The sequence below is a fragment of the Streptomyces sp. NPDC021115 genome (assembly GCF_044333065.1).
In the GTDB taxonomy this organism is placed as follows: domain Bacteria; phylum Actinomycetota; class Actinomycetes; order Streptomycetales; family Streptomycetaceae; genus Streptomyces.
In genome coordinates, this window is record NZ_JBIRQF010000004.1 from 1 (window position 1) to 17,312 (window position 17,312).

Annotated in this window: 16 protein-coding genes and 1 pseudogene; 9 read left to right on the forward strand and 8 right to left on the reverse strand. The window is 70.0% G+C overall.

Annotated elements, in window-relative coordinates; translation table 11 throughout:
- Positions 1-125 precede the first annotated feature (125 nt).
- The 3 genes from ACH4TL_RS13895 to ACH4TL_RS13905 form a co-directional block, all read right to left on the reverse strand.
- Complete coding sequence (locus ACH4TL_RS13895; RefSeq protein ID WP_398313751.1) at positions 126-1,277, reverse strand: site-2 protease family protein; 1,152 nt, start codon at positions 1,275-1,277, stop codon at positions 126-128.
- Positions 1,278-1,345: 68 nt separating this feature from the next.
- Complete coding sequence (locus ACH4TL_RS13900) at positions 1,346-1,579, reverse strand: DUF397 domain-containing protein (RefSeq protein ID WP_398305264.1); 234 nt, start codon at positions 1,577-1,579, stop codon at positions 1,346-1,348.
- A gap of 252 nt (positions 1,580-1,831) precedes the next feature.
- A complete protein-coding gene (locus tag ACH4TL_RS13905; RefSeq protein ID WP_398313753.1) occupies positions 1,832-2,929 on the reverse strand; it encodes a family 43 glycosylhydrolase in 1,098 nt (365 codons plus the stop codon).
- A 189-nt stretch (positions 2,930-3,118) separates the two neighbouring features.
- Between ACH4TL_RS13905 and ACH4TL_RS13910 the strand changes: the two genes are divergently transcribed.
- The 6 genes and pseudogenes from ACH4TL_RS13910 to ACH4TL_RS13935 all read left to right on the forward strand — a co-directional run.
- On the forward strand, positions 3,119-4,822 hold the full coding sequence (locus ACH4TL_RS13910; RefSeq protein WP_398313755.1) for a bifunctional 3'-5' exonuclease/DNA polymerase: 1,704 nt from the start codon (positions 3,119-3,121) through the stop codon (positions 4,820-4,822).
- A gap of 73 nt (positions 4,823-4,895) precedes the next feature.
- Positions 4,896-5,924 carry a rod shape-determining protein gene (locus ACH4TL_RS13915; RefSeq protein ID WP_398313757.1) on the forward strand — a complete coding sequence of 343 codons (1,029 nt, stop codon included), beginning with the start codon at positions 4,896-4,898 and terminating at the stop codon, positions 5,922-5,924.
- 174 nt (positions 5,925-6,098) lie between these two features.
- Positions 6,099-6,695 (forward strand): sigma-70 family RNA polymerase sigma factor, encoded by a 597-nt coding sequence (locus tag ACH4TL_RS13920; protein ID WP_398313758.1) that lies wholly within the window; start codon positions 6,099-6,101, stop codon positions 6,693-6,695.
- A complete protein-coding gene (locus tag ACH4TL_RS13925; RefSeq protein WP_398313760.1) occupies positions 6,692-7,510 on the forward strand; it encodes a zf-HC2 domain-containing protein in 819 nt (272 codons plus the stop codon). The genes ACH4TL_RS13920 and ACH4TL_RS13925 overlap by 4 nt, the downstream gene beginning before the upstream one ends.
- Positions 7,511-7,648: 138 nt before the next feature.
- Complete coding sequence (locus ACH4TL_RS13930) at positions 7,649-8,203, forward strand: RNA polymerase sigma factor (protein WP_398313762.1); 555 nt, start codon at positions 7,649-7,651, stop codon at positions 8,201-8,203.
- A 65-nt stretch (positions 8,204-8,268) separates the two neighbouring features.
- Positions 8,269-8,343: pseudogene (locus tag ACH4TL_RS13935) on the forward strand (zf-HC2 domain-containing protein); the annotation flags it as partial.
- Between the two features lie 37 nt (positions 8,344-8,380).
- Here ACH4TL_RS13935 and ACH4TL_RS13940 read toward each other — a convergent pair.
- The 5 genes from ACH4TL_RS13940 to ACH4TL_RS13960 all read right to left on the reverse strand — a co-directional run bounded on the left by ACH4TL_RS13940 (position 8,381) and on the right by ACH4TL_RS13960 (position 13,333).
- Entirely contained in the window at positions 8,381-9,064 is a 684-nt protein-coding gene (locus ACH4TL_RS13940) for a signal peptidase II (protein WP_398313764.1), read from the reverse strand.
- Between the two features lie 231 nt (positions 9,065-9,295).
- Positions 9,296-10,573, reverse strand: a complete 1,278-nt coding sequence (locus tag ACH4TL_RS13945; RefSeq protein WP_398313766.1) for a glycoside hydrolase family 5 protein — start codon at positions 10,571-10,573, stop codon at positions 9,296-9,298.
- 8 nt (positions 10,574-10,581) lie between these two features.
- Positions 10,582-10,929 carry a DNA-binding response regulator gene (locus tag ACH4TL_RS13950; protein ID WP_398313768.1) on the reverse strand — a complete coding sequence of 116 codons (348 nt, stop codon included), beginning with the start codon at positions 10,927-10,929 and terminating at the stop codon, positions 10,582-10,584.
- Positions 10,930-11,189: 260 nt separating this feature from the next.
- Positions 11,190-12,263, reverse strand: a complete 1,074-nt coding sequence (locus tag ACH4TL_RS13955; protein ID WP_398313770.1) for a glycoside hydrolase family 6 protein — start codon at positions 12,261-12,263, stop codon at positions 11,190-11,192.
- Positions 12,264-12,277: 14 nt separating this feature from the next.
- Positions 12,278-13,333 carry a S8 family serine peptidase gene (locus ACH4TL_RS13960; protein WP_398313772.1) on the reverse strand — a complete coding sequence of 352 codons (1,056 nt, stop codon included), beginning with the start codon at positions 13,331-13,333 and terminating at the stop codon, positions 12,278-12,280.
- A 524-nt stretch (positions 13,334-13,857) separates the two neighbouring features.
- Here ACH4TL_RS13960 and ACH4TL_RS13965 point away from each other — a divergent pair.
- The 3 genes from ACH4TL_RS13965 to ACH4TL_RS13975 are packed head-to-tail and all read left to right on the forward strand — an operon-like array spanning position 13,858 to position 17,298.
- A complete protein-coding gene (locus ACH4TL_RS13965) occupies positions 13,858-14,244 on the forward strand; it encodes a GtrA family protein (protein ID WP_398313774.1) in 387 nt (128 codons plus the stop codon).
- Positions 14,241-15,536, forward strand: coding sequence for a glycosyltransferase (locus tag ACH4TL_RS13970; protein WP_398313776.1), 1,296 nt, complete (start codon positions 14,241-14,243; stop codon positions 15,534-15,536). Before ACH4TL_RS13965 ends, ACH4TL_RS13970 begins: the two co-directional genes overlap by 4 nt.
- A complete protein-coding gene (locus tag ACH4TL_RS13975; RefSeq protein ID WP_398313778.1) occupies positions 15,526-17,298 on the forward strand; it encodes an ArnT family glycosyltransferase in 1,773 nt (590 codons plus the stop codon). Before ACH4TL_RS13970 ends, ACH4TL_RS13975 begins: the two co-directional genes overlap by 11 nt.
- The last annotated feature ends 14 nt before the right edge of the window (positions 17,299-17,312 follow it).

The window sequence follows — 17,312 nt, forward strand, 5'->3', positions numbered from 1 at the left end:
CCGCTACGAGAAGACCGCGACCATCTACCTGGCCGGACTCCACATCGCGGGCATCTTCCTTTGGTCAGCACGCTGATCCAAACGAAACTGCCTAGCCGCCCCGCACCCAGGACCGCGATCCCGGCTCAGTGGGGCGTCGTCTCCGGTGGCGCCGTCGTGATGCCCAGCGAGTGCAGCTGGAAGAGGCGCGAGACATCGTGCGAGGTGACGATCCCCTCCAGCCGCCCGTCGTCCACCACCAGCACCGGCATCGCCCCGCCGCCCGGCCGGGCCCGGTCCAGCACCTCGCTCAGCAGCTCGTCCGCCGTCGCGACCGTGCACCGCGACAGCGGCACCGCCACCTCGCGCACCCGCCGCTCCTCCCGCATCCCGGCCGGTACCGCCGCCAGCGAGCGCAGCTGCACGACACCGCTCAGATGGCCCTCGAAGTCCAGCAGCGGCAGCACCGAGTGGCGGGAGTGCGCCGCCACCTCGTCGATGAACCGCCCCACCGGCAGCCAGTCGGCGCCCGTCGCGACGGGCGCCGACATCGCGTCGCCCGCCCGTACCCCGCGCAGCGCCGTGTTGACCCCGGCCCGCTGCCGCTCCGCGTTGGCGATCACCAGGATGAACAGCCCGACGAGCGCGATCCACAGCCCGCCGCCCTGCCCGCGCACGAACGAGAACCAGCCGACCGCGATGAGCAGCACCCCGAAGATCTGGCCGCTGCGCCCGGCCGCCCGCTCGGCCCGTTCCCGGTCGCCCGTACGCCACCACAGCACCGCCTGCACCACCCGGCCGCCGTCCAGCGGCGCGGCGGGCAGCAGGTTGAACACGCCCAGCAGCAGATTGGCCCAGCCCAGCCAGATCAGCACCGCGGCGGGCACTCCCCACCCGGCCAGCGCCTTGGCCCCGATCCCGGCGCCCACGGCGGCGCCGCCGATGACCAGGCTGGTGAGCGGGCCGCTGATGGCCACGAGCAGGGCGATCCGGGCGGTGCGCGGCCGCCCCATCTGGGTCACGCCGCCGAGCGCCCACAGCGTGACGTCCTCCACGGAGACGCCCCTGCCGCGCGCGGTGACCGCGTGCGCGGCCTCATGCAGCAGCAGGCTCCCCATCAGCAGCAGGGCACCGATCACGCTCGCGACCGCGTACACCAGGCCGGTGCGGCCGGGCGTCCAGGCGGGCAGCGTCTCGCGGCCGAGGCCATAGGCGAGCACGACGATCAGGACGGGGGCGCTCCAGTGCATCCGCAGAGGCACTCCCAGAACATGTCCGACGCGGACCGAGCCGTTCATCGCTCATCGCCGTCTCACATCAGTAGGGCCCCCACCGACCACTACCAGTGTCGCTCACACGCGGCCGCTCACGCACGGCCGACCGGGTCGTGCACCAGGTGATCGAATTCCCCGTCCTTGACGCCCCGCAGCATCGCCTCGACCTCGGCCGGGGTGTAGACGAGCGCCGGTCCGTCCGGGAAGCGGGAGTTCCGTACGGCCACGTGCCCACCGGGCAGCTTGGCGAACTCGACACAGGACCCCTGCGAATTGCTGTGCCTGCTCTTCTGCCAGACGACCCCCTGAAGGTCCGCGGCCGCCATGCCGTTGTACGGGTGGTCGCGCACAGGGCTCTCCACTGTTCGTGCAACTGTCAACTTATGTGGATGATAGCTGCGTTCCTGTGCATATGCATGAGCTAATGCACGTGCACGATTCCCCGGCTCGGGTGATCTTGAGCACCGCGTCTTCTGCCCCGCCCGCCGCGCGTCAGTCGTCATCGGCGGCTGCAGTACAAGACGATGAGGACGCCCCGCGGGTTGACCCGCGGGGCGTCCTCATCATTCGGGCAAGCGTCAGCGCCGCAGGGCGGCCGGGGTGCCGGAGGGCTCGGCCAGCGCGGTGGAGGTGGAGACGGGAGCGCGGAAGTTCGGGGTGCCGTCCGCGTTCCAGTTCACCTTCTGCGCCCGGGTGGTACGGGTGCCACTGCATCCGTCCGTCGCCTTGGCGTTGGCGTGATAGGCCATCCAGACCTCCTTGCCGTCCGGCGACGGGAAGAAGAAGTTGTGGCCGGGCCCGTACACCCCGGCCGCGTCATTGCGCTGGAAGACCGGGTTGGCGTACTTCTTCCACGCGCCCGCCGCCAGCGGATCGCTCCCGGTCAGCTCCATCAGGCCGAGCTTGTAGTCCGGGGTGTCGCAGTGCGAGGCGGAGAAGGTGAGGAAGGTCCGGCCGTCGTGCTGGAGGATGGTCGGCCCCTCGTTGACCGCGCTGCCCGACTTCTCCCAGGCGTAGGTGGGCGTGGCGATCCGGACACCGGCGCCGGTCGGGGTCCACGGGTTGCTCATCCGCACCGCGTAGAGGTTCTGCGAACCGCCCTCCCAGAAGGAGTACAGCATGTAGAGGCGGCCGTCCGGCAGGGAGAGGTAGCTGCTGTCGATCATCCAGCGGTTGTCGCCGTACGGATCGACCTGGCCCTTGTAGGTGTACGGGCCGAGCGGGTTGCTCCCGGCGCTCTCCAGCACGTGGACGTGCTGGTGGTCGATGTTCGCCGAGACCCCCGCGCTGTACGTCAGGTACCAGCGCAGCCCGTTGGGGCCGTTGAGACGGTGCAGTTCGGGCGCCCAGAAGTTGCAGCAGCGGGACGCCACGGTCTCGCGGTAGATCGTGGTGGGCGCCGCGGTCTTCAGCCCGCCGAGGGTGGGTGACCGGCGCATCTCCCAGTGCGAGGCCCACGTGGTGCCCAGGTGGTAGTAGTACCCGGCGTAGCGGATGACCGTCGGGTCCGCGCCGTTCTGCGTCACGATCGGGTTCGTGAAGGTCCCGGCCCTCACCCCCGGGGAACCGGCCGGTGCGGCTTTCGCGGCGGAGGCGTAGCCCGTTTGCAGTAGGGCGACGAGCGCGAGCAGCGCGGCCGCCAGCAGCGGCAGCGCTCTGGTGCGGACGCGGGTCATGGAAGGCTCCAGGGTTCGAGAGGCCCGGGCAGCCGCGCGCCACACCGGGTCGATATTTCGAACACGATCCGTCATTGCGAACGGACCGTAGAGCCGCCCGGTCACGGGGTCAACCCCTCGCGCAGCGCCCGCCGTTGCCCCGGGGCCGGTGTCGGGCCGTTGTCGGACCCCCCTGCCAGACTCACGGTCATGAGGTGGGCAGCGGCGGAGACGAACGACGGGGGTGTTCGTCTCTGCCCGCTGCACGCCTCCGGAGAGGTCGCCGGGCCGGTCGTCGAGGTCCCGGCCGCGCGGGGCGGGTTCGCCGAAGCGGTGCGGTCCCGTCCGGAGGCCGACCGGTGGGTGTGGCGGTCCACCGCCGAGGTGTATCCCCGGCTGCTGGCGGCCGGAGTCCGGGTCGAGCGGTGCTACGACGTGGAGGCGGCCGAGGCGCTGCTGCTCGGCCACGAGGGGCGCTCGGGCGCCCCGCGCTCCCTCGCCGCGGCCTGGGCCCGGCTGCGCGGGCTGCCGGTCCCCGAGGACCCGCCGGTGCGGTCCGCCGAGACCCAGCCGTCGCTGTTCGAGCCCGGTCCGCCGCCGCTGCCGCCCGGCACCGACCCGCTGGACGCGCTGCTGGCGGTGTACCAGGCGCAGCTGGCCCGTACGGGGTCGGCCGAGCATCCGGACCGGATGCGGCTGCTGACCACCGCCGAATCGGCCGGGACGCTGGTCGCCGCCGAAATGCGGCGCGCCGGGGTGCCCTGGCGGGCCGACCGCCACCGGGAGCTGCTGGACGAGCTGCTCGGCGAGCGCTATCCGGGCGGGCTAGAGCCCCAGCGGCTGGCCGAGCTGGCCGACGAGGTGTCCCGCGCCTTCGGCGACGGGGTGCGGGTGCGGCCCGATCTGCCCGCCGACGTCGTCCGGGCGTTCGCGCGGGCGGGCATCGCGCTCACCTCCACCCGGGCGTGGGAGCTGCGGGAGATCGACCACCCGGCGGTGGAGCCACTGCTGCGCTACAAGAAGCTGTACCGGCTGCACACCGCCCACGGCTGGTCCTGGCTCAAGTCCTGGGTGCGCGACGGCCGCTTCCGCCCCGAGTATCTGCCCGGCGGCACCGTCTCCGGCCGCTGGACCACCCACGGCGGCGGGGCCCTCCAGATTCCCAAGGTGGTGCGGCGCGCGGTCGTCGCCGACCCGGGCTGGCGGCTGGTCGTCGCCGACGCCGCCCAGATGGAGCCCCGGGTGCTCGCCGCGATCTCCCGCGACCCCGGTCTGATGGAGGTCGCGGGCACCGGCCGGGATCTGTACGCGGAGCTGTCCGACCGCGCCTTCGCGGGCCGCCGCGACCAGGCCAAGCTCGCGCTGCTCGGCGCCGTCTACGGGCAGACCTCCGGCGACGGGCTCAAGCACCTCGCCGCGCTCAGGCGCCGCTTCCCCGCGGCCGTGGCCTATGTGGACGATGCGGCCCGCGCGGGCGAGGAGGGCCGCCTCGTACGGACCTGGCTGGGCCGCACCTGCCCACCGGCCGGCGGCGCCGCCACCGACCCGGCCGACGAGGCGGGCCTGCCGCGCGACCTGGACGAGGAGCCGCGTTACGGCAGCACACCGGGCGCCCGCGCCCGCGGCCGCTTCACCCGGAACTTCGTCGTCCAGGGCAGCGCGGCCGACTGGGCGGTGCTGATGCTCGCGGCGCTGCGCCGCGCCCTGTCGGCCGCCGGGCTCCGCGCCGAGCTGGTCTTCTTCCAGCACGACGAGGTGATCGTGCACTGCCCGGAGCCGGAGGTGGCGGCGGTGCGGCAGGCGATCGCGGAGGCGGGCGAAGCGGCCGGGACGATCGCCTTCGGCGTCACCCCGGTCCGCTTCCCCCTCACGGTGGCGGCGGTGGAGTGCTACGCGGACGCCAAGGACCAGTGAAAAGGCGGGCGGGCTCGCCCGACCGGCGCACCTCCGGAGGCAGCGGCCGCGCCCGGCCGCACACGATGGGGCTATGAGCATCAGCCTTGAGCGGCTGCGTCGCTGCTCCATCGCCGTGGACCTCGGAGCGTCCAGGACCCGCGTCTACCTCAAGCGCACCGGTGTGATCGTGGACGAGCCCACCGTGGCCGCCGTCAACACCCGCACCGGCGCGGTGATCGCGGTCGGGGCGCTCGCCGAGCGCATGACGGGCCGTACGCCCGACCACATCCGCGTGGTGCGCCCGGTGGCCGGTGGCACGGTCGTCGACATCGCCATGGCGCAGCGCATGCTGCGGCTGCTCCTCGGCAACAAACTGCGCCGCGCCTGGCGCCGCAAGCCGAGGCCGAGCGCCGCCGTGTGCGTACCGCACGACGCCGATCCGCTCGCCCAGCGCGCCGCCGTGGAGACGCTCGCCGGGCTCGGCGCCAAGCGGGTCGAGCTGGTGGACACGCTGATCACCGCAGCCGTGGGCTGCGGGCTGCCGGTGGAGCGGCCCGAGGCGACGATGATCGTGGTGTGCGGCGCGGCCACCACCCAGGTCGCGGTGTTGTCGCTGGGCTCGACCGTGGCCGCCGAGCGGGTGCCGGTGGGCGGCGAGACGGTCGACCACGCCGTCATCCAGCATCTGCGCAACGCCCACGCGCTGATGCTGCCGAGCCAGGCCGTCCGCCCGCTGCACCTGGTCCTCGGCGACACGGCGCTGGCCTCGCTCGGCGCCGAGGTGCACGGCCGCGACGTGGCCACCGGGCTCGCCCGGTCCGTACGGATCGACGTGGAGGGCGTACGCGACGCCATCCGCACCCCGCTGACCGCCGTCCTCGACGCGATCAGCGCCGTACTGCGCCGCTGCCCGCCCGATCTGGTGGCCGACCTCGCCGACCGCGGCATCATGCTGGCGGGCGGCAGCGCGGTGCTGCCCGGTCTCGACACCCTGCTGCGGGAGGCGACCGGCGTCCCGGTGAGCATCGCGGACAACCCCGGCACCTGCGCGGTGGAAGGGCTCGGCGCGATGCTGGAGGGCAAGGTCCAGCCGCACGTCCTCAGCTCGGTCATCACCTGAGAGCTCACCTGAGGTCGCTTCATCCTCAGCTCTCCCTCCGGGCAACTCCAGGAACTGATCGGAACTTTCTTCTCGACGCTTTGAGTGGCCGCCCCCTCCCGTCCGTACGAAGGGAGGAAGAGGCCGACATGGCCACCCAACCCCCCCGGGGCACAGACCGGGAGTCGTCAGTTGATGTTGTCCAACTCAGGTCCTGTCCTGGAGGTTCTGGTGCACGACGACGCCGCCGTGGCCGATGAGCGTCCGTCCAGATCGCAGCGCGGTACACCGGACGAGCAACTCATGCGTGCGCTCTACCAGGAGCACGCCGGACCGTTGCTCGCGTTCGTACTGCGTCTGGTCGCGGGCGATCGTCATCGCGCGGAGGACGTCGTGCAGGAGACCCTGGTCCGCGCCTGGAAGAACGCGGACCAGCTGTCCCGGGCCACGGGTTCCATCCGGCCCTGGTTGGTCACGGTCGCCCGGCGCATCGTCATCGACGGGCACCGCAGCAGGCAGGCCAGGCCCCAGGAGGTCGACCCGTCTCCACTGGAACTGATGCCGGCGGAGGACGAGATCGACCGGGCACTACGGCTGATGACACTTTCCGACGCGATGCACGACCTCAGCGACGCCCACCGCGAGGTGCTCGTCGAGACCTACTTCAAGGGCCGTACGGTCAATGAAGCGGCGGAAACGCTCGGCATACCCAGCGGGACGGTTCGGTCCCGGGTCTTCTACGCGCTGCGCTCCATGAAGCTCGCGCTTGAGGAGAGAGGAGTGACGGCATGACAGCGCAGGCGCACCACGCGGGACACGACGCCGTTGGCGCGTATGTGCTCGGCGTGCTCGACGAGGCGGACGCCACCTATTTCGAGGAGCATCTGGCCGGTTGCGACCAGTGCGGTCGGCAGCTCGACGAGCTGACCGGGCTGGAACCGCTGCTGGCGGACCTCGCGGCGGACATCCCCGGCATCCACGGGGCCCCCGGCCGGACCGCGATCACGGGTCACACCCCGCACGCGTTCACCGCCACCCCGACCGCCATCGACACCCTCACGGCCAAGCCAGGACCCGCCCTGCTGAACCGCATGGTGGGCGAGGTCGCCGCGGCCCGCAGCAAGCGCAAGCGACGCGGCCTCTACCTGGTCGCGGCGGCGGCCGCCCTGATCGTCGGCGGACCGCTCGGCACGATGGCCGTCACCTCGGGCTCCGGTTCGGGTACGTCCGTCACGGCGAGCCCGACGACCGACAAGGCGCTCTTCGCCGAGATGCCCATGAAGATGGAGGGCACCGACCCGACCACCAAGGTGTCGGCGACGCTCGCGATGCGGGACAAGATGTGGGGCCTCGACGCCGTGCTGCGGCTGGCGAACGTCAAGGGCCCGCTCAGTTGCAGCCTCATCGCGGTCTCCAAGGACGGTCATGAGCAGACCATGATGACCTGGGCCGTGCCCGAACAGGGCTACGGGATCGAGAACAGCCCCACGAAGATGGCCAGAGACCCGCTGTGGGCGCACGGCGGAGCGGGCATGAAGAGCAGCGACGTGGACCACTTCGAAGTCCGCACGAGCGACGGCAAGCGTCTGGTCTCCATCAAGGCGTAACCCACCCCGCCCGAGGCCCCTGGCCACCGAGTCACCCGGATCGCCGATCACCCCGTGCGACGCCGTGAGCGAGATGTTACACAGAGTGTGATATGTCGCTTTCGCGTCCCCGGGGGGTCCGGATCCGAGGAGGCACACGTGGCTGACCCGGATGCCCATCAGCAACGCATGTTCACCCAGTACGTGCTGCCCGAGATCGAGGTACTGCTGCGCGTGGCGATGTCTCTGACCGCTCAGCGCGCCGACGCCGAAGATCTCGTGCAGGACACGTTACTACGGGCGTACCGGGCAGTCGGCCGTTTTGACGGGAGACATCCACGGGCCTGGTTGCTGACGATCATGCGGCACGCGGAGGTGAGCCGCCGCCGCCAGCGTCGGCCCCGTCTGCTGGACGACCCGGACACCGAGCTGGAACGGCTCTCCCCGGCCCGCGACGCCACCCCGGAGGAGCTGGTGGTGGACACCGAGTTCGACGAGGCCGTGGACGCAGCGTTCACCGCGCTGCCGCTCCGCGACCAGCAGGTCGTACGGCTGGTGCACGTGGACGGACTGTCCTACGCGGAGGCGGCACAAGTACTGGACGTGCCCAAGGGGACGGTGATGAGCAGGCTGCACCGGGCCCGCAAGCGGATCCGGACCCAGCTGCTGGCCGCTGGGCGCACCGGACGGGAACCAGAGCGAGGTGAGGCATGAGCCGATGGACATGGTGGCGCGACACCGAGCGGCACCGCACGAGGGAGTGCCCGGTGGGCGCGCCGATGCTCCAGGCGTACCTCGACGGCGAACTGGACGTGCCGGACGCGGGCCGGGTGCGGGCCCATGTGGCGGAGTGCCACGCCTGCGCCCGTGAGCTGTCCCTGTACCAGCGCATCACCAGCGCGTTGGCCTCCCGGGGGGTGACCGACGAAGCTGCGCTGGCGCGGCTGAAGGAGTTCGCGGCCTCGATCGCCGAGCGGGAGCGCACCCGGGAGCCCGGACAGGGCCGGGCACAGGACCCGGATCGGATGCCGGGCTCGGGTCCGGGGTCGGGGTCGGGAGCGGTGCCCAAGGCCGGGGGCTGACGTCACGCCGCGCGGTCGACACCAGCAGGACGGTCGCGGTGAGCAGGATTCCGGAGAAGAGGGCGACATCGGCCAGGTTGAACACCGGGCCGCGCCCCGCCACCGTGATCCAGTCGACCACTGCGCCGCGCAGCGGGCCCGGCGGCCGCATCACCCGGTCGGCGCCGTTGCCGACCGAGCCCCCGACGATCAGCGCCATGCCGAACGCCAGGCCCCGGCGGTGGGCCCGCAGCCCCGCGCCGACGGCGGCCAGGGTGGCGGCCGCGCCGGCGAGGGTGATCATGGTGATCAGCACCGGGCGGCCGTGTCCGAGCCCGAAGGCCACCCCGGCGTTGCTCACCAGCAGGGCACGGAACGGGCCCAGCCGGGCCTGCGGCCCCGAGGTGCCGCTCCAGGCGGCCAGCGCGAGCGCCTTGCTCACCTGGTCGGCCGCGATCACGAGGAGTGCGGCCAGCGGGAAGAGCAACCGGCCGGAGTACGGATGGGGATTCATGATCGGCCTCCCTGGGTGCCGGGGGCCGGTCCGCGGGCATGGGCCGGGCCCGGGAGGGAAACCCGGCGGGGACGCGTCCCGCTTCCCTCCATCCGTGACTTTCCGGACTTTCCCGGCGATCCGTGGGCGGCGGCGGAGGGTGACGGAGCGTGGACATGACGGAGGGCCCGCAGGCGGCTGCCTGCGGGCCCTCGCTGTCACATCACCGTGCCGGCGCAGTACCGGAAGGGGTCACTCCGACGCCTTCCCCTTCGGCTGCAGCAGAGGCATCTGGTACTCGGACAGCATCTTCATCTTGTTCTTGTCGATCGTCTTCCAGTCCTTGTTCAGCACACCGCCGGTGTCACCCGAGTCCGGGTTCCAGGTCCAGTAGGTGTAGCTGATGCCGTTCTTCTTGAGGTAGTGCATCAGGGCGTTCTGCCAGATGGCCTCGTGGCTGTTGCCCGCGGTCTTGCGGCCACCGAACTCACCCAGCAGCACCGGGGCGATGTTCTGCTGCTTGATGTACGCCCAGTGCTTCTTCCAGATGGCGGGCATGTTCTTCGGGAAGTCCTTCGCCTGGAACCAGTTCTGGTTGAAGACGCCCGGACCGTAGTCATGGGCCGAGTAGACGACCTTGTTGGCCTCGTCCAGCTTCACCGGGTACTTCTTCACACCCTGGAGGTCGCCACCCCACCAGAACTGCTCGTTCTTGTGGCGGTCGGTGCCCTCGACGAAGATCAGCCAGTTCTTGTTGACCTTGTGGATCGCGTTACCGGCCTTCTCGGCCGCCAGGCGCCAGTCGGTCTTCTTGTTGCCGTCACCCCACGTGGCCTGGCCACGCGGCTCATTGTGCAGGTCGGCGCCGACCACCCGGTCGTTGTTCTTGTAGCGCTTGGCCAGCTTGACCCAGTCGCTCAGCCACTTCTTCTCGGTGAGGCTCTGGGAGTACCACAGCTCACTCTGGCCGTACTGGTCCGGGCGGTGCTGGTCCAGGATCACCATGATGCCGCGGTCGGTGGCACCCTTGACGACCTTGTCCATGATCTGCTGGCCGGTGAGGCCCTTCAGCTCGGGGTTCTTCTTGAAGTCGATCCCGTTGGGCTTGCTCTTGGCGTCGAACATCTCGTTCGAGTAGGGGAGCCGCATGGTGTTGAAGCCCTGCTTGGCCATCTGGTCCAGCATGGAGTCCAGGCTGCGGGTCCACAGGCCGTGCGGCGCGAAGGTGCCGGTCTCGAAGCCGAACCAGTTCACACCGGTCATGACCACCTTGTGGCCCTTCGAGTCCACGATGTCACCCTTCTTGGTGGACAGCGGGAACTGGACGTCGGAGCCGGCGGCCTTGCCCGGCGCGGCGGCCGAGGTCGAGGAACCCGACTCGTCGGAGTTCATCGCGAACGCGGTGACGGTGCCACCCACGGCAGCGACAGCGACGACGGCCGCGGCGATACCCATGCGCAGACGGCGGGAGCGCGGAGCGCCCTTGGTCTCGGTGGTCTCGGGGTTGGTCGGGACGTTGTTCTGGTCCATGGGGGAATTCATTCGGTGATACTCCTGAGGAATTCGCGTACTTCGGTCTTGAGGATGCTGGGGGTGTTCGTCGGAGATTCCAGGCATTCCATATACGGGTCGGATACGGCGGTCAGCCGGACAATCCGCGCCTGTGGGAGGAGGTCGCCGATCATGCGATCCAGCCCTTGGGCCTTCCAGCCGGGCTCGTCCACATCGATCAGCACCACATCCGGTTGCGCCGCACGGGCCAGGGAAATTGCCTCCCGGGCCGATCCGGCAATTCCGGACAACTCCAGTCCCGGCTCCTCGATCACGAGATCGGCGAGAGCACTCAGCACCTGGGTGTGGTGCTCCACGACGAGAACTCTTTGCATCGATGGAGCTCCTTCGGGCTTTTTTGTCCTTTCGCTCACCGACATTAGAAAAGCCCGGGGCTCGAAACACCGTACGCATGACCGAAATCTAGATACCTCAATTGCAGGAATTCAGGGCACACCAAACGGCCGAATTCCGACTACCTCAGTTGAGGTAGCGGAATTCGGCCGTTTTATATGGGTTATGTCCGTTTTGGGAGGGGGGTGGAGGGCGTGCGAGGGCCCCGGAAGGGGCCCTGCGGGGGTCTACCGCGAGAGGATCAGCGTGTCAGCCGGTACGCGTAGCCGGGCATGAAGACGCCGGGACCGGCCGCACAGCCGTCCGCCTGCCCCGGCTGCTTGATCCACAGGAAGGCGTCGACCCCGGGGATCCCGGTGGCCGTGGTGGGCGCCCGGCCCAGCCTGCGGCCGGGCGGATCGCAGAACTGGTGCTTGGCCGTGGGCCCCGCCCCGTTGCGGCTGGTGTCGACCACCACTCCCAGCCGGGGACGGCGCAGCTCACGCAGCACAGACAGCCCGTAGCGCACCTCGTCGCGGGTGGCGTTGAAGTTGGAGACGTTGACCGCGATGCCGTCCCCGTAGCGGTCGATACCGGCGTGCCGCAGCCGCCCGGCCATGGTGCGTGCGGGCTCCCAGGCGGAGTTCCCGGCGTCGTAGTAGACCCGGGCCCGCGGGGCCCGCTCCCGGAGCGTCCGGGCCGCGTACGCCAGGGCGGCGAACCGGTCCGCGCGCTGCCGCTTGCGCAGACAGCCCAGGTGGGCGAGGGCGTCCGGTTCGAGGACGACCAGGGCGGACCGGTCGCCGATGCCCCGGGTGAAGGCGTCGATCCAGCGCCGGTAGGCGACGCCCGCGTCCCCGCTGCCGCCGGAGCTGTACTGGGCGCAGTCGCGCTGCGGGATGTCGTACGCGACCAGGACCGGCAGCCGCCGCCGCGCCGTGGCCGCGTCGACCAGGCCCCGGACCCGCTCCTCGACCAGCGACTCGTTGGTCTCGGTGAACCAGGCGGCCTGCGGCTGCTCGGCGATGTCCGCGCGGATGGCGGCCGCCCGCCGATCGCGCGGATGGGCGCGCACCCAGGACGCGGCGGGGTTGTGCGGGTCGGTGTAGAAGCGGGTGGTCGCGGGATAGAACGGCTTGGCCACGGGGAGTGACGGTGGGCGGGCATGCGTGGCCGCGGGCTCCAGCAGCGTACGCACCGTGGTGACGGCCATCACGACCTCGGCCACCAGCACCATGACCAGCACCTGAGCCATGCCGCGGCTCAGCCATGCGGTCCGGCGCGACCGCACCGGCGGGCGGGCCCGGTCGGCGCGGTCACGCGGTCCGGTGAACATCGCCACCCCCGCCGTCAGCCGTGGTGGGAGTTGCCCGGCGGCGGGCGCCGGCGGCTGATGAGCACCACGGCCAGCACCGCGAGCACGACCAGCACACCGGCCACCACCCCTATCGTGACCAGGGCTGTCTGGTCCTGGGTCGCCTGCGCGTCGGCGGCCGCCTTGGTGCGGTGCGGGGAGGGGGCCGCGGTGGGATCGGCGGAGGGCGGCGGCGCCGCCCGGTCCGCGAGCGCCTTGGCGGGGGCGATCACCCCGTAGCCGTAGTGCGGATCGTGGCCCGTGGCGCCCTTCCGGTCGGCCGTGTCGATCAGCTTCCGCACGATCTGGCGGGAGTTCCAGCGGGGGTGCTCCGAGCGCAGCAGCGCCGCCCCGGCGGCCACCCAGGGCGCGGCGTAGCCGGTGCCATCGCCGGTCCAGTAGTCGTTGTTGCCCGCCGTGGTGAGGATGGCGACGCCGGGCGCGGCGAGCGTGATGGCCCCGCCGTGGTGGGACGAGGTCCACACGGCGCCCTTCTTGTCGGTGGCCACGACGGCGACCACACCGGGGAGGGCGGCCGGGTACGTGGGCCGGTTGCCGTCCTTGCCGTTGTCACCCGCGCCCGCCACGACCACGGCGTCCTGACCTGCGGCGTACTTGACCGCGGAGGTCAGGGCGGGGTTCGGGCGCTTGAAGGACACGGCCACGTGGATGATGTGCGCGCCATGGCTCGCCGCGTGGCGGATGGCCCGGGCGGTGGCCGTGGCCTGGGGCTTTCCGTTGCGGTACACCCCGAGCGGCATGACCCGGGCGCGGGGCGCGAGCCCGTACACCCCGTCGCCGCGGTAGTTGCGGCCGGTGCCGACGATGATGCCCGCGGCGTGGGTGCTCTGCTCGTCCGTGTTCCCGTCGTCCCGGGTGACGGGGCTGCCGCCGCCCGCGAAGTCCTTTCCGGCGGCGACCCGGCCGCGCAGATCCGGATGGGTCGCGTCCACCCCGGTGCCGATGACCGCGACGGTCACTCCGGCGCCCTTGCTGAATTTCCACGCTCGCTCCGCCTTGAGCGCGGTGAGCGCCCATTCGGAATCGTGCAACGCACCACTGCCGGAATCACTCGCCGCGGCGTCACTTGCCGCAGCCGGCGTGGCCAGTGCGAGGGTCATCGCTGCGATGACCGCTCCGGCCCGGCCGGCGAATGGATGGCGTGACATCACGTGACCTGACATTACGTCACCTACTCTCTTCGCACGGGACGCAAGGCCGTCGGGCCCCTTTCATCTTGGGCAGCCCCCGGAAGTACTGACACCCGCGGGCGAGGGAGCCGCCCTTCCCCTCTTCGGGGGAAAGGCCGGGCTCGCGGAACCCGGCGCTCCCCGAAATGGGGGAGGAAAGAGGTCCGCCGAAGGTGCACTCACCGCTCCCCCGGGCGCGGGTACTACCTCCTTTGCGGGTGACGCACTCTGGGACTCGACGGCGATAAGAGCCTCCTGTCGAGGGAGTCGCGATGCAGCGTTTCCGAACGTTCAGTGAGCGCACCGGGGAACCGGGCGACCGGGCGGACGTGGCCACCGACAGGCGGAACGGGAGCCCTCTCCGGGCCCGGTCGCCGCGGAAACGGATGGCGGGTCTGCCCGGTCTGGCGCTGCGTTTCGCGGTGGTCGGCGGGGCCGGTGCGCTGGTGAACTCGGCGGCGCTTTTCGCGCTCTACCACTGGGCCGGACTTCCGCTTCTGGTGGCGTCCGGTATCGCGGTGGAACTCGCCGTGGTCAACAACTATCTGCTCAACGACCGGTGGACCTTCGCCGTGCCCACCCGGTCGGCCGGACGTTTCGTCAAATTCAACATTTCCGTACTGGGCGGACTCGCGGTCAACGTCATTCTCGTGTGGTCTCTCGTCCGCACCGGAATGCATCTCCTGCTGGCGAATTGCCTCGGCATCGCCGCCGCGTTCGCGGTCAACTTCGCCTGTAGTACGGGATGGGTGTGGGGGAGGCGGAGCCGATGATCGTCCCCATCGTCTACCTGGTGCTGGTGTCGGTGTCGGTCCTGCTGACCGTCCAGTCGGCCCACGTTCTCTATCTCATGCTCTACACCTGGGACCGGCGGGACGCCGAACGGAAGGCCAGGGCGCCGGACACCTTCATCGCGCCGCGGCTCTCCTTCAGCGTGCTGCTGCCCGCCCGGCATGAGGAAGACGTCATCCAGTCCACTATCGAGCGGGTGGTGCGCGCCGACTATCCGGCCGAATTGCTGGAGGTCTTCGTCATCTGCTCACAGGACGACGACGGCACTGTGAAGAAGGCCGAGGAGAAGATCGACCAGCTGGCCCGGGAAGGGCTGCACAACGTGCGGGTCGTGGTCTTCGACGACGGGCCGATCAACAAGCCCCACGGGCTCAACACCGCCCTGCCGCAGACGGCGAACAAGGTGGTGACCATCTTCGACGCCGAGGACGACATCCACCCGAAGATCTTCCGGCTGGTCAACACCGTGATGGTGCAGGAGCGGGTCCGGGTGGTGCAGGCGGGCGTCCAGCTCATGAACTACCAGTCCAACTGGTATTCCACGCTGAACGTCCTGGAGTACTTCTTCTGGTTCAAGAGCCGGCTGCACTACCACGCGCACCACGGCTCCATCCCGCTCGGCGGCAACACCGTCTTCTTCTCCCGCGAGCTGCTGCTGCGGCTCGGCGGCTGGGACGACCGGAACCTCACCGAGGACGCGGACATGGGCCTGCGGATCTCGGCCATGGGCGAGCGGGTGCGCGTGGTCTACGACGACCGGTATGTGACCAAGGAGGAGACCCCGCCCACCCTCGGCCACTTCATCCGGCAGCGCACCCGCTGGAGCCAGGGCTTCATGCAGACCCTGAAGAAGGGCACGTGGAAGAAGATGCCGACGCGCAAACAGCGCTGGCTGGCCTTCTACGTCCTGGTGTTCCCGCGCGGCCAGGCACTGCTCGGCCTCTATCTGCCGATCTCGCTCGGCATGATCCTCATCCTCAAGGTGCCGGTGCTGATCGCGCTCTGCTCGTATCTGCCCGTACTGCTGCTGGTCGCGCACTTCCTGGTGCAGATGGTCGGCCTGTACGAGTTCACCGACGCCCATGGTCTCGAGGCCTCGCCGAAGGCCGTCGTCCGGATGGCGATCGCCTGGTTCCCGTTCCAGATGGTCCTCGCCTACGCGGCGCTGCGGGCCATGCGGCGGCAGATGGCGGGCCGCCACGACTGGGAGAAGACACAGCACGTGGGCGCCCACCGGGGCCAGACCGAGGAGGCGGAGTCGCGTGTCGCATGACCCCGTGCCCAGCCGGGCACCCTCGAACCCCCCGGCCGCCGCCGGGCAGGACCAGGCCGCCACCGGCCAGGACCGAGCCACCGGCCAGGAGCAAGCCGCGGGCCAGGACCGGAGTGCCGCACCGCAGCGGCCCCCCGCACGGCGCCGCCGCAGGTTCTCCGTGGAGCGCGGCTGGTTCCCGCCGCTGGGGAAGACGGGCAAGATCGCCCTGGTCCTCTCCCTGCTGGTCGGCGCGCTCACCCACGGCTACCACCTGTTCCGCTACCCCCTCTACCTCACCGACGAGGGCATCTACATGCAGCGGGCCTGGTCGCTGGTGCGGGAGACCAGCCTGTCCCCGTACACCTACGACTACGACCACGCCCCGGCGGGCTGGATCACGCTGGCCGGGTGGGTCTTCCCGCTGCCGAAGCAGTTCGAGACGTTCGGCAACGCGATCAACACCGGTCGCTTCCTGATGCTGCTGGTGCACATCGCGAGCATCTATCTGCTGTTCGAGGTCACCCGGCGGCTGTCGGGAAGCGTGCTGGCCGCCACCGTCGCCGCGTTCTTCTTCAACGTCTCGCCGATCGCGGTCTACTACCAGCGCCAAGTCCTGCTGGACAACCTGATGATGTTCTGGCTGCTGCTGAGCCTGTTCGCCCTGCTGCGCCGGGAGATCACCATCCGGTCGGTGTTCGGCGGCGGGCTGGCCCTGGGGCTGGCGCTGATCACCAAGGAAAACGCGATCTTCTTCGTGCCGAGCTTCATCTATCTGCTCTACCGGCGGATCAAGGGCTCGCCGAGCCATCGGTTCCTCCGCACGCTCTGGCCGTTCGCCGCGGCGGCCCCGATCGGCGCCTATGTGACGTACGCGCTGCTCAAGAACGAGCTTCTGCCGAGCAGTTTCGACTTCGACCTGAACAATCCGCCCGCGGACCACGTCTCGCTGCTCTACACCCTGTGGTGGCAGCTCAACCGCAGCCAGGGCAATCTGCTCAGCCACAACGGGCTGCTGTACACGAGCTGGCTGATGCGCGACTCGTTCATGCTGATCACCGGGTTCGTGGCGATGCTGCTGTGCCTGTGGTGGGGGCTGCGGGACCGGCAGCGCAACCTGGGCTACCTGATCATCGGGACCCTGGCCTTCGGCTACACCTTCTACCTGCTGCGCGGCAGCGTGGTGCTGGACTTCTACGTCACCCCGCTGATCCCCATGTTCGCGATGAGCATCGGCATGGCCGTGGACCGGCTGCTGAAGGCCTCGTTCAAGAACCGTTTCCTGCGGGGAGCGCACTCCCTGGTCCGGGTCGGTGTGCCCTCGCTGGTCGCGGTCGTCCTGCTGATGTCACCGTCCTCCGGATATCTGGTGCACACGAATACCGAGGGCGTGGTGCAAATCGCGGACCAGTACCAGTCGAAGATCAATCTCACCAAGATGCAGCACGAGCAGATCGCCTGGGTGCGTAAACACGTCCCGCCCAATTCGCGCATCATCATGGACGACGACCTCTGGGGAGAGCTGCACGATGTGCGCCCGTTCTATCCCTACGCGCATTCCCACTGGAACGCCGCGTCCGACCCCGATGTGCGCGACAAGCTTTTCAAAAAGAGATGGCAGAACATCGACTACATCATCATGTCGAACAAGATGCGCAAGTCGATGGACACAAACAACGCCGACGGGCGCGAAAACTGGATCCTCAAGGCCCTCCGTAATTCCGACCGGGTCTGGTCGGACATCCAGGGCAACATCAAGCTCGAAATCTACCGGGTGCAATAGCCGCGGGAAGAGGA

Bases quoted from the DNA above. Each gene is read 5' to 3' on its own strand.
- ACH4TL_RS13955 (WP_398313770.1), bottom strand. From the start codon at position 12,263: ATGTTCACCGGACCGCGTGACCGCGCCGACCGGGCCCGCCCGCCGGTG.
- ACH4TL_RS13915 (WP_398313757.1), top strand. From the start codon at position 4,896: ATGAGCATCAGCCTTGAGCGGCTGCGTCGCTGCTCCATCGCCGTGGAC.
- ACH4TL_RS13905 (WP_398313753.1), bottom strand. From the start codon at position 2,929: ATGACCCGCGTCCGCACCAGAGCGCTGCCGCTGCTGGCGGCCGCGCTG.
- ACH4TL_RS13910 (WP_398313755.1), top strand. From the start codon at position 3,119: ATGAGGTGGGCAGCGGCGGAGACGAACGACGGGGGTGTTCGTCTCTGC.
- ACH4TL_RS13895 (WP_398313751.1), bottom strand. From the start codon at position 1,277: ATGAACGGCTCGGTCCGCGTCGGACATGTTCTGGGAGTGCCTCTGCGG.
- ACH4TL_RS13950 (WP_398313768.1), bottom strand. From the start codon at position 10,929: ATGCAAAGAGTTCTCGTCGTGGAGCACCACACCCAGGTGCTGAGTGCT.
- ACH4TL_RS13900 (WP_398305264.1), bottom strand. From the start codon at position 1,579: ATGGCGGCCGCGGACCTTCAGGGGGTCGTCTGGCAGAAGAGCAGGCAC.
- ACH4TL_RS13965 (WP_398313774.1), top strand. From the start codon at position 13,858: ATGGCGGGTCTGCCCGGTCTGGCGCTGCGTTTCGCGGTGGTCGGCGGG.
- ACH4TL_RS13970 (WP_398313776.1), top strand. From the start codon at position 14,241: ATGATCGTCCCCATCGTCTACCTGGTGCTGGTGTCGGTGTCGGTCCTG.
- ACH4TL_RS13940 (WP_398313764.1), bottom strand. From the start codon at position 9,064: ATGAATCCCCATCCGTACTCCGGCCGGTTGCTCTTCCCGCTGGCCGCA.
- ACH4TL_RS13945 (WP_398313766.1), bottom strand. From the start codon at position 10,573: ATGGACCAGAACAACGTCCCGACCAACCCCGAGACCACCGAGACCAAG.
- ACH4TL_RS13920 (WP_398313758.1), top strand. From the start codon at position 6,099: ATGTTGTCCAACTCAGGTCCTGTCCTGGAGGTTCTGGTGCACGACGAC.
- ACH4TL_RS13925 (WP_398313760.1), top strand. From the start codon at position 6,692: ATGACAGCGCAGGCGCACCACGCGGGACACGACGCCGTTGGCGCGTAT.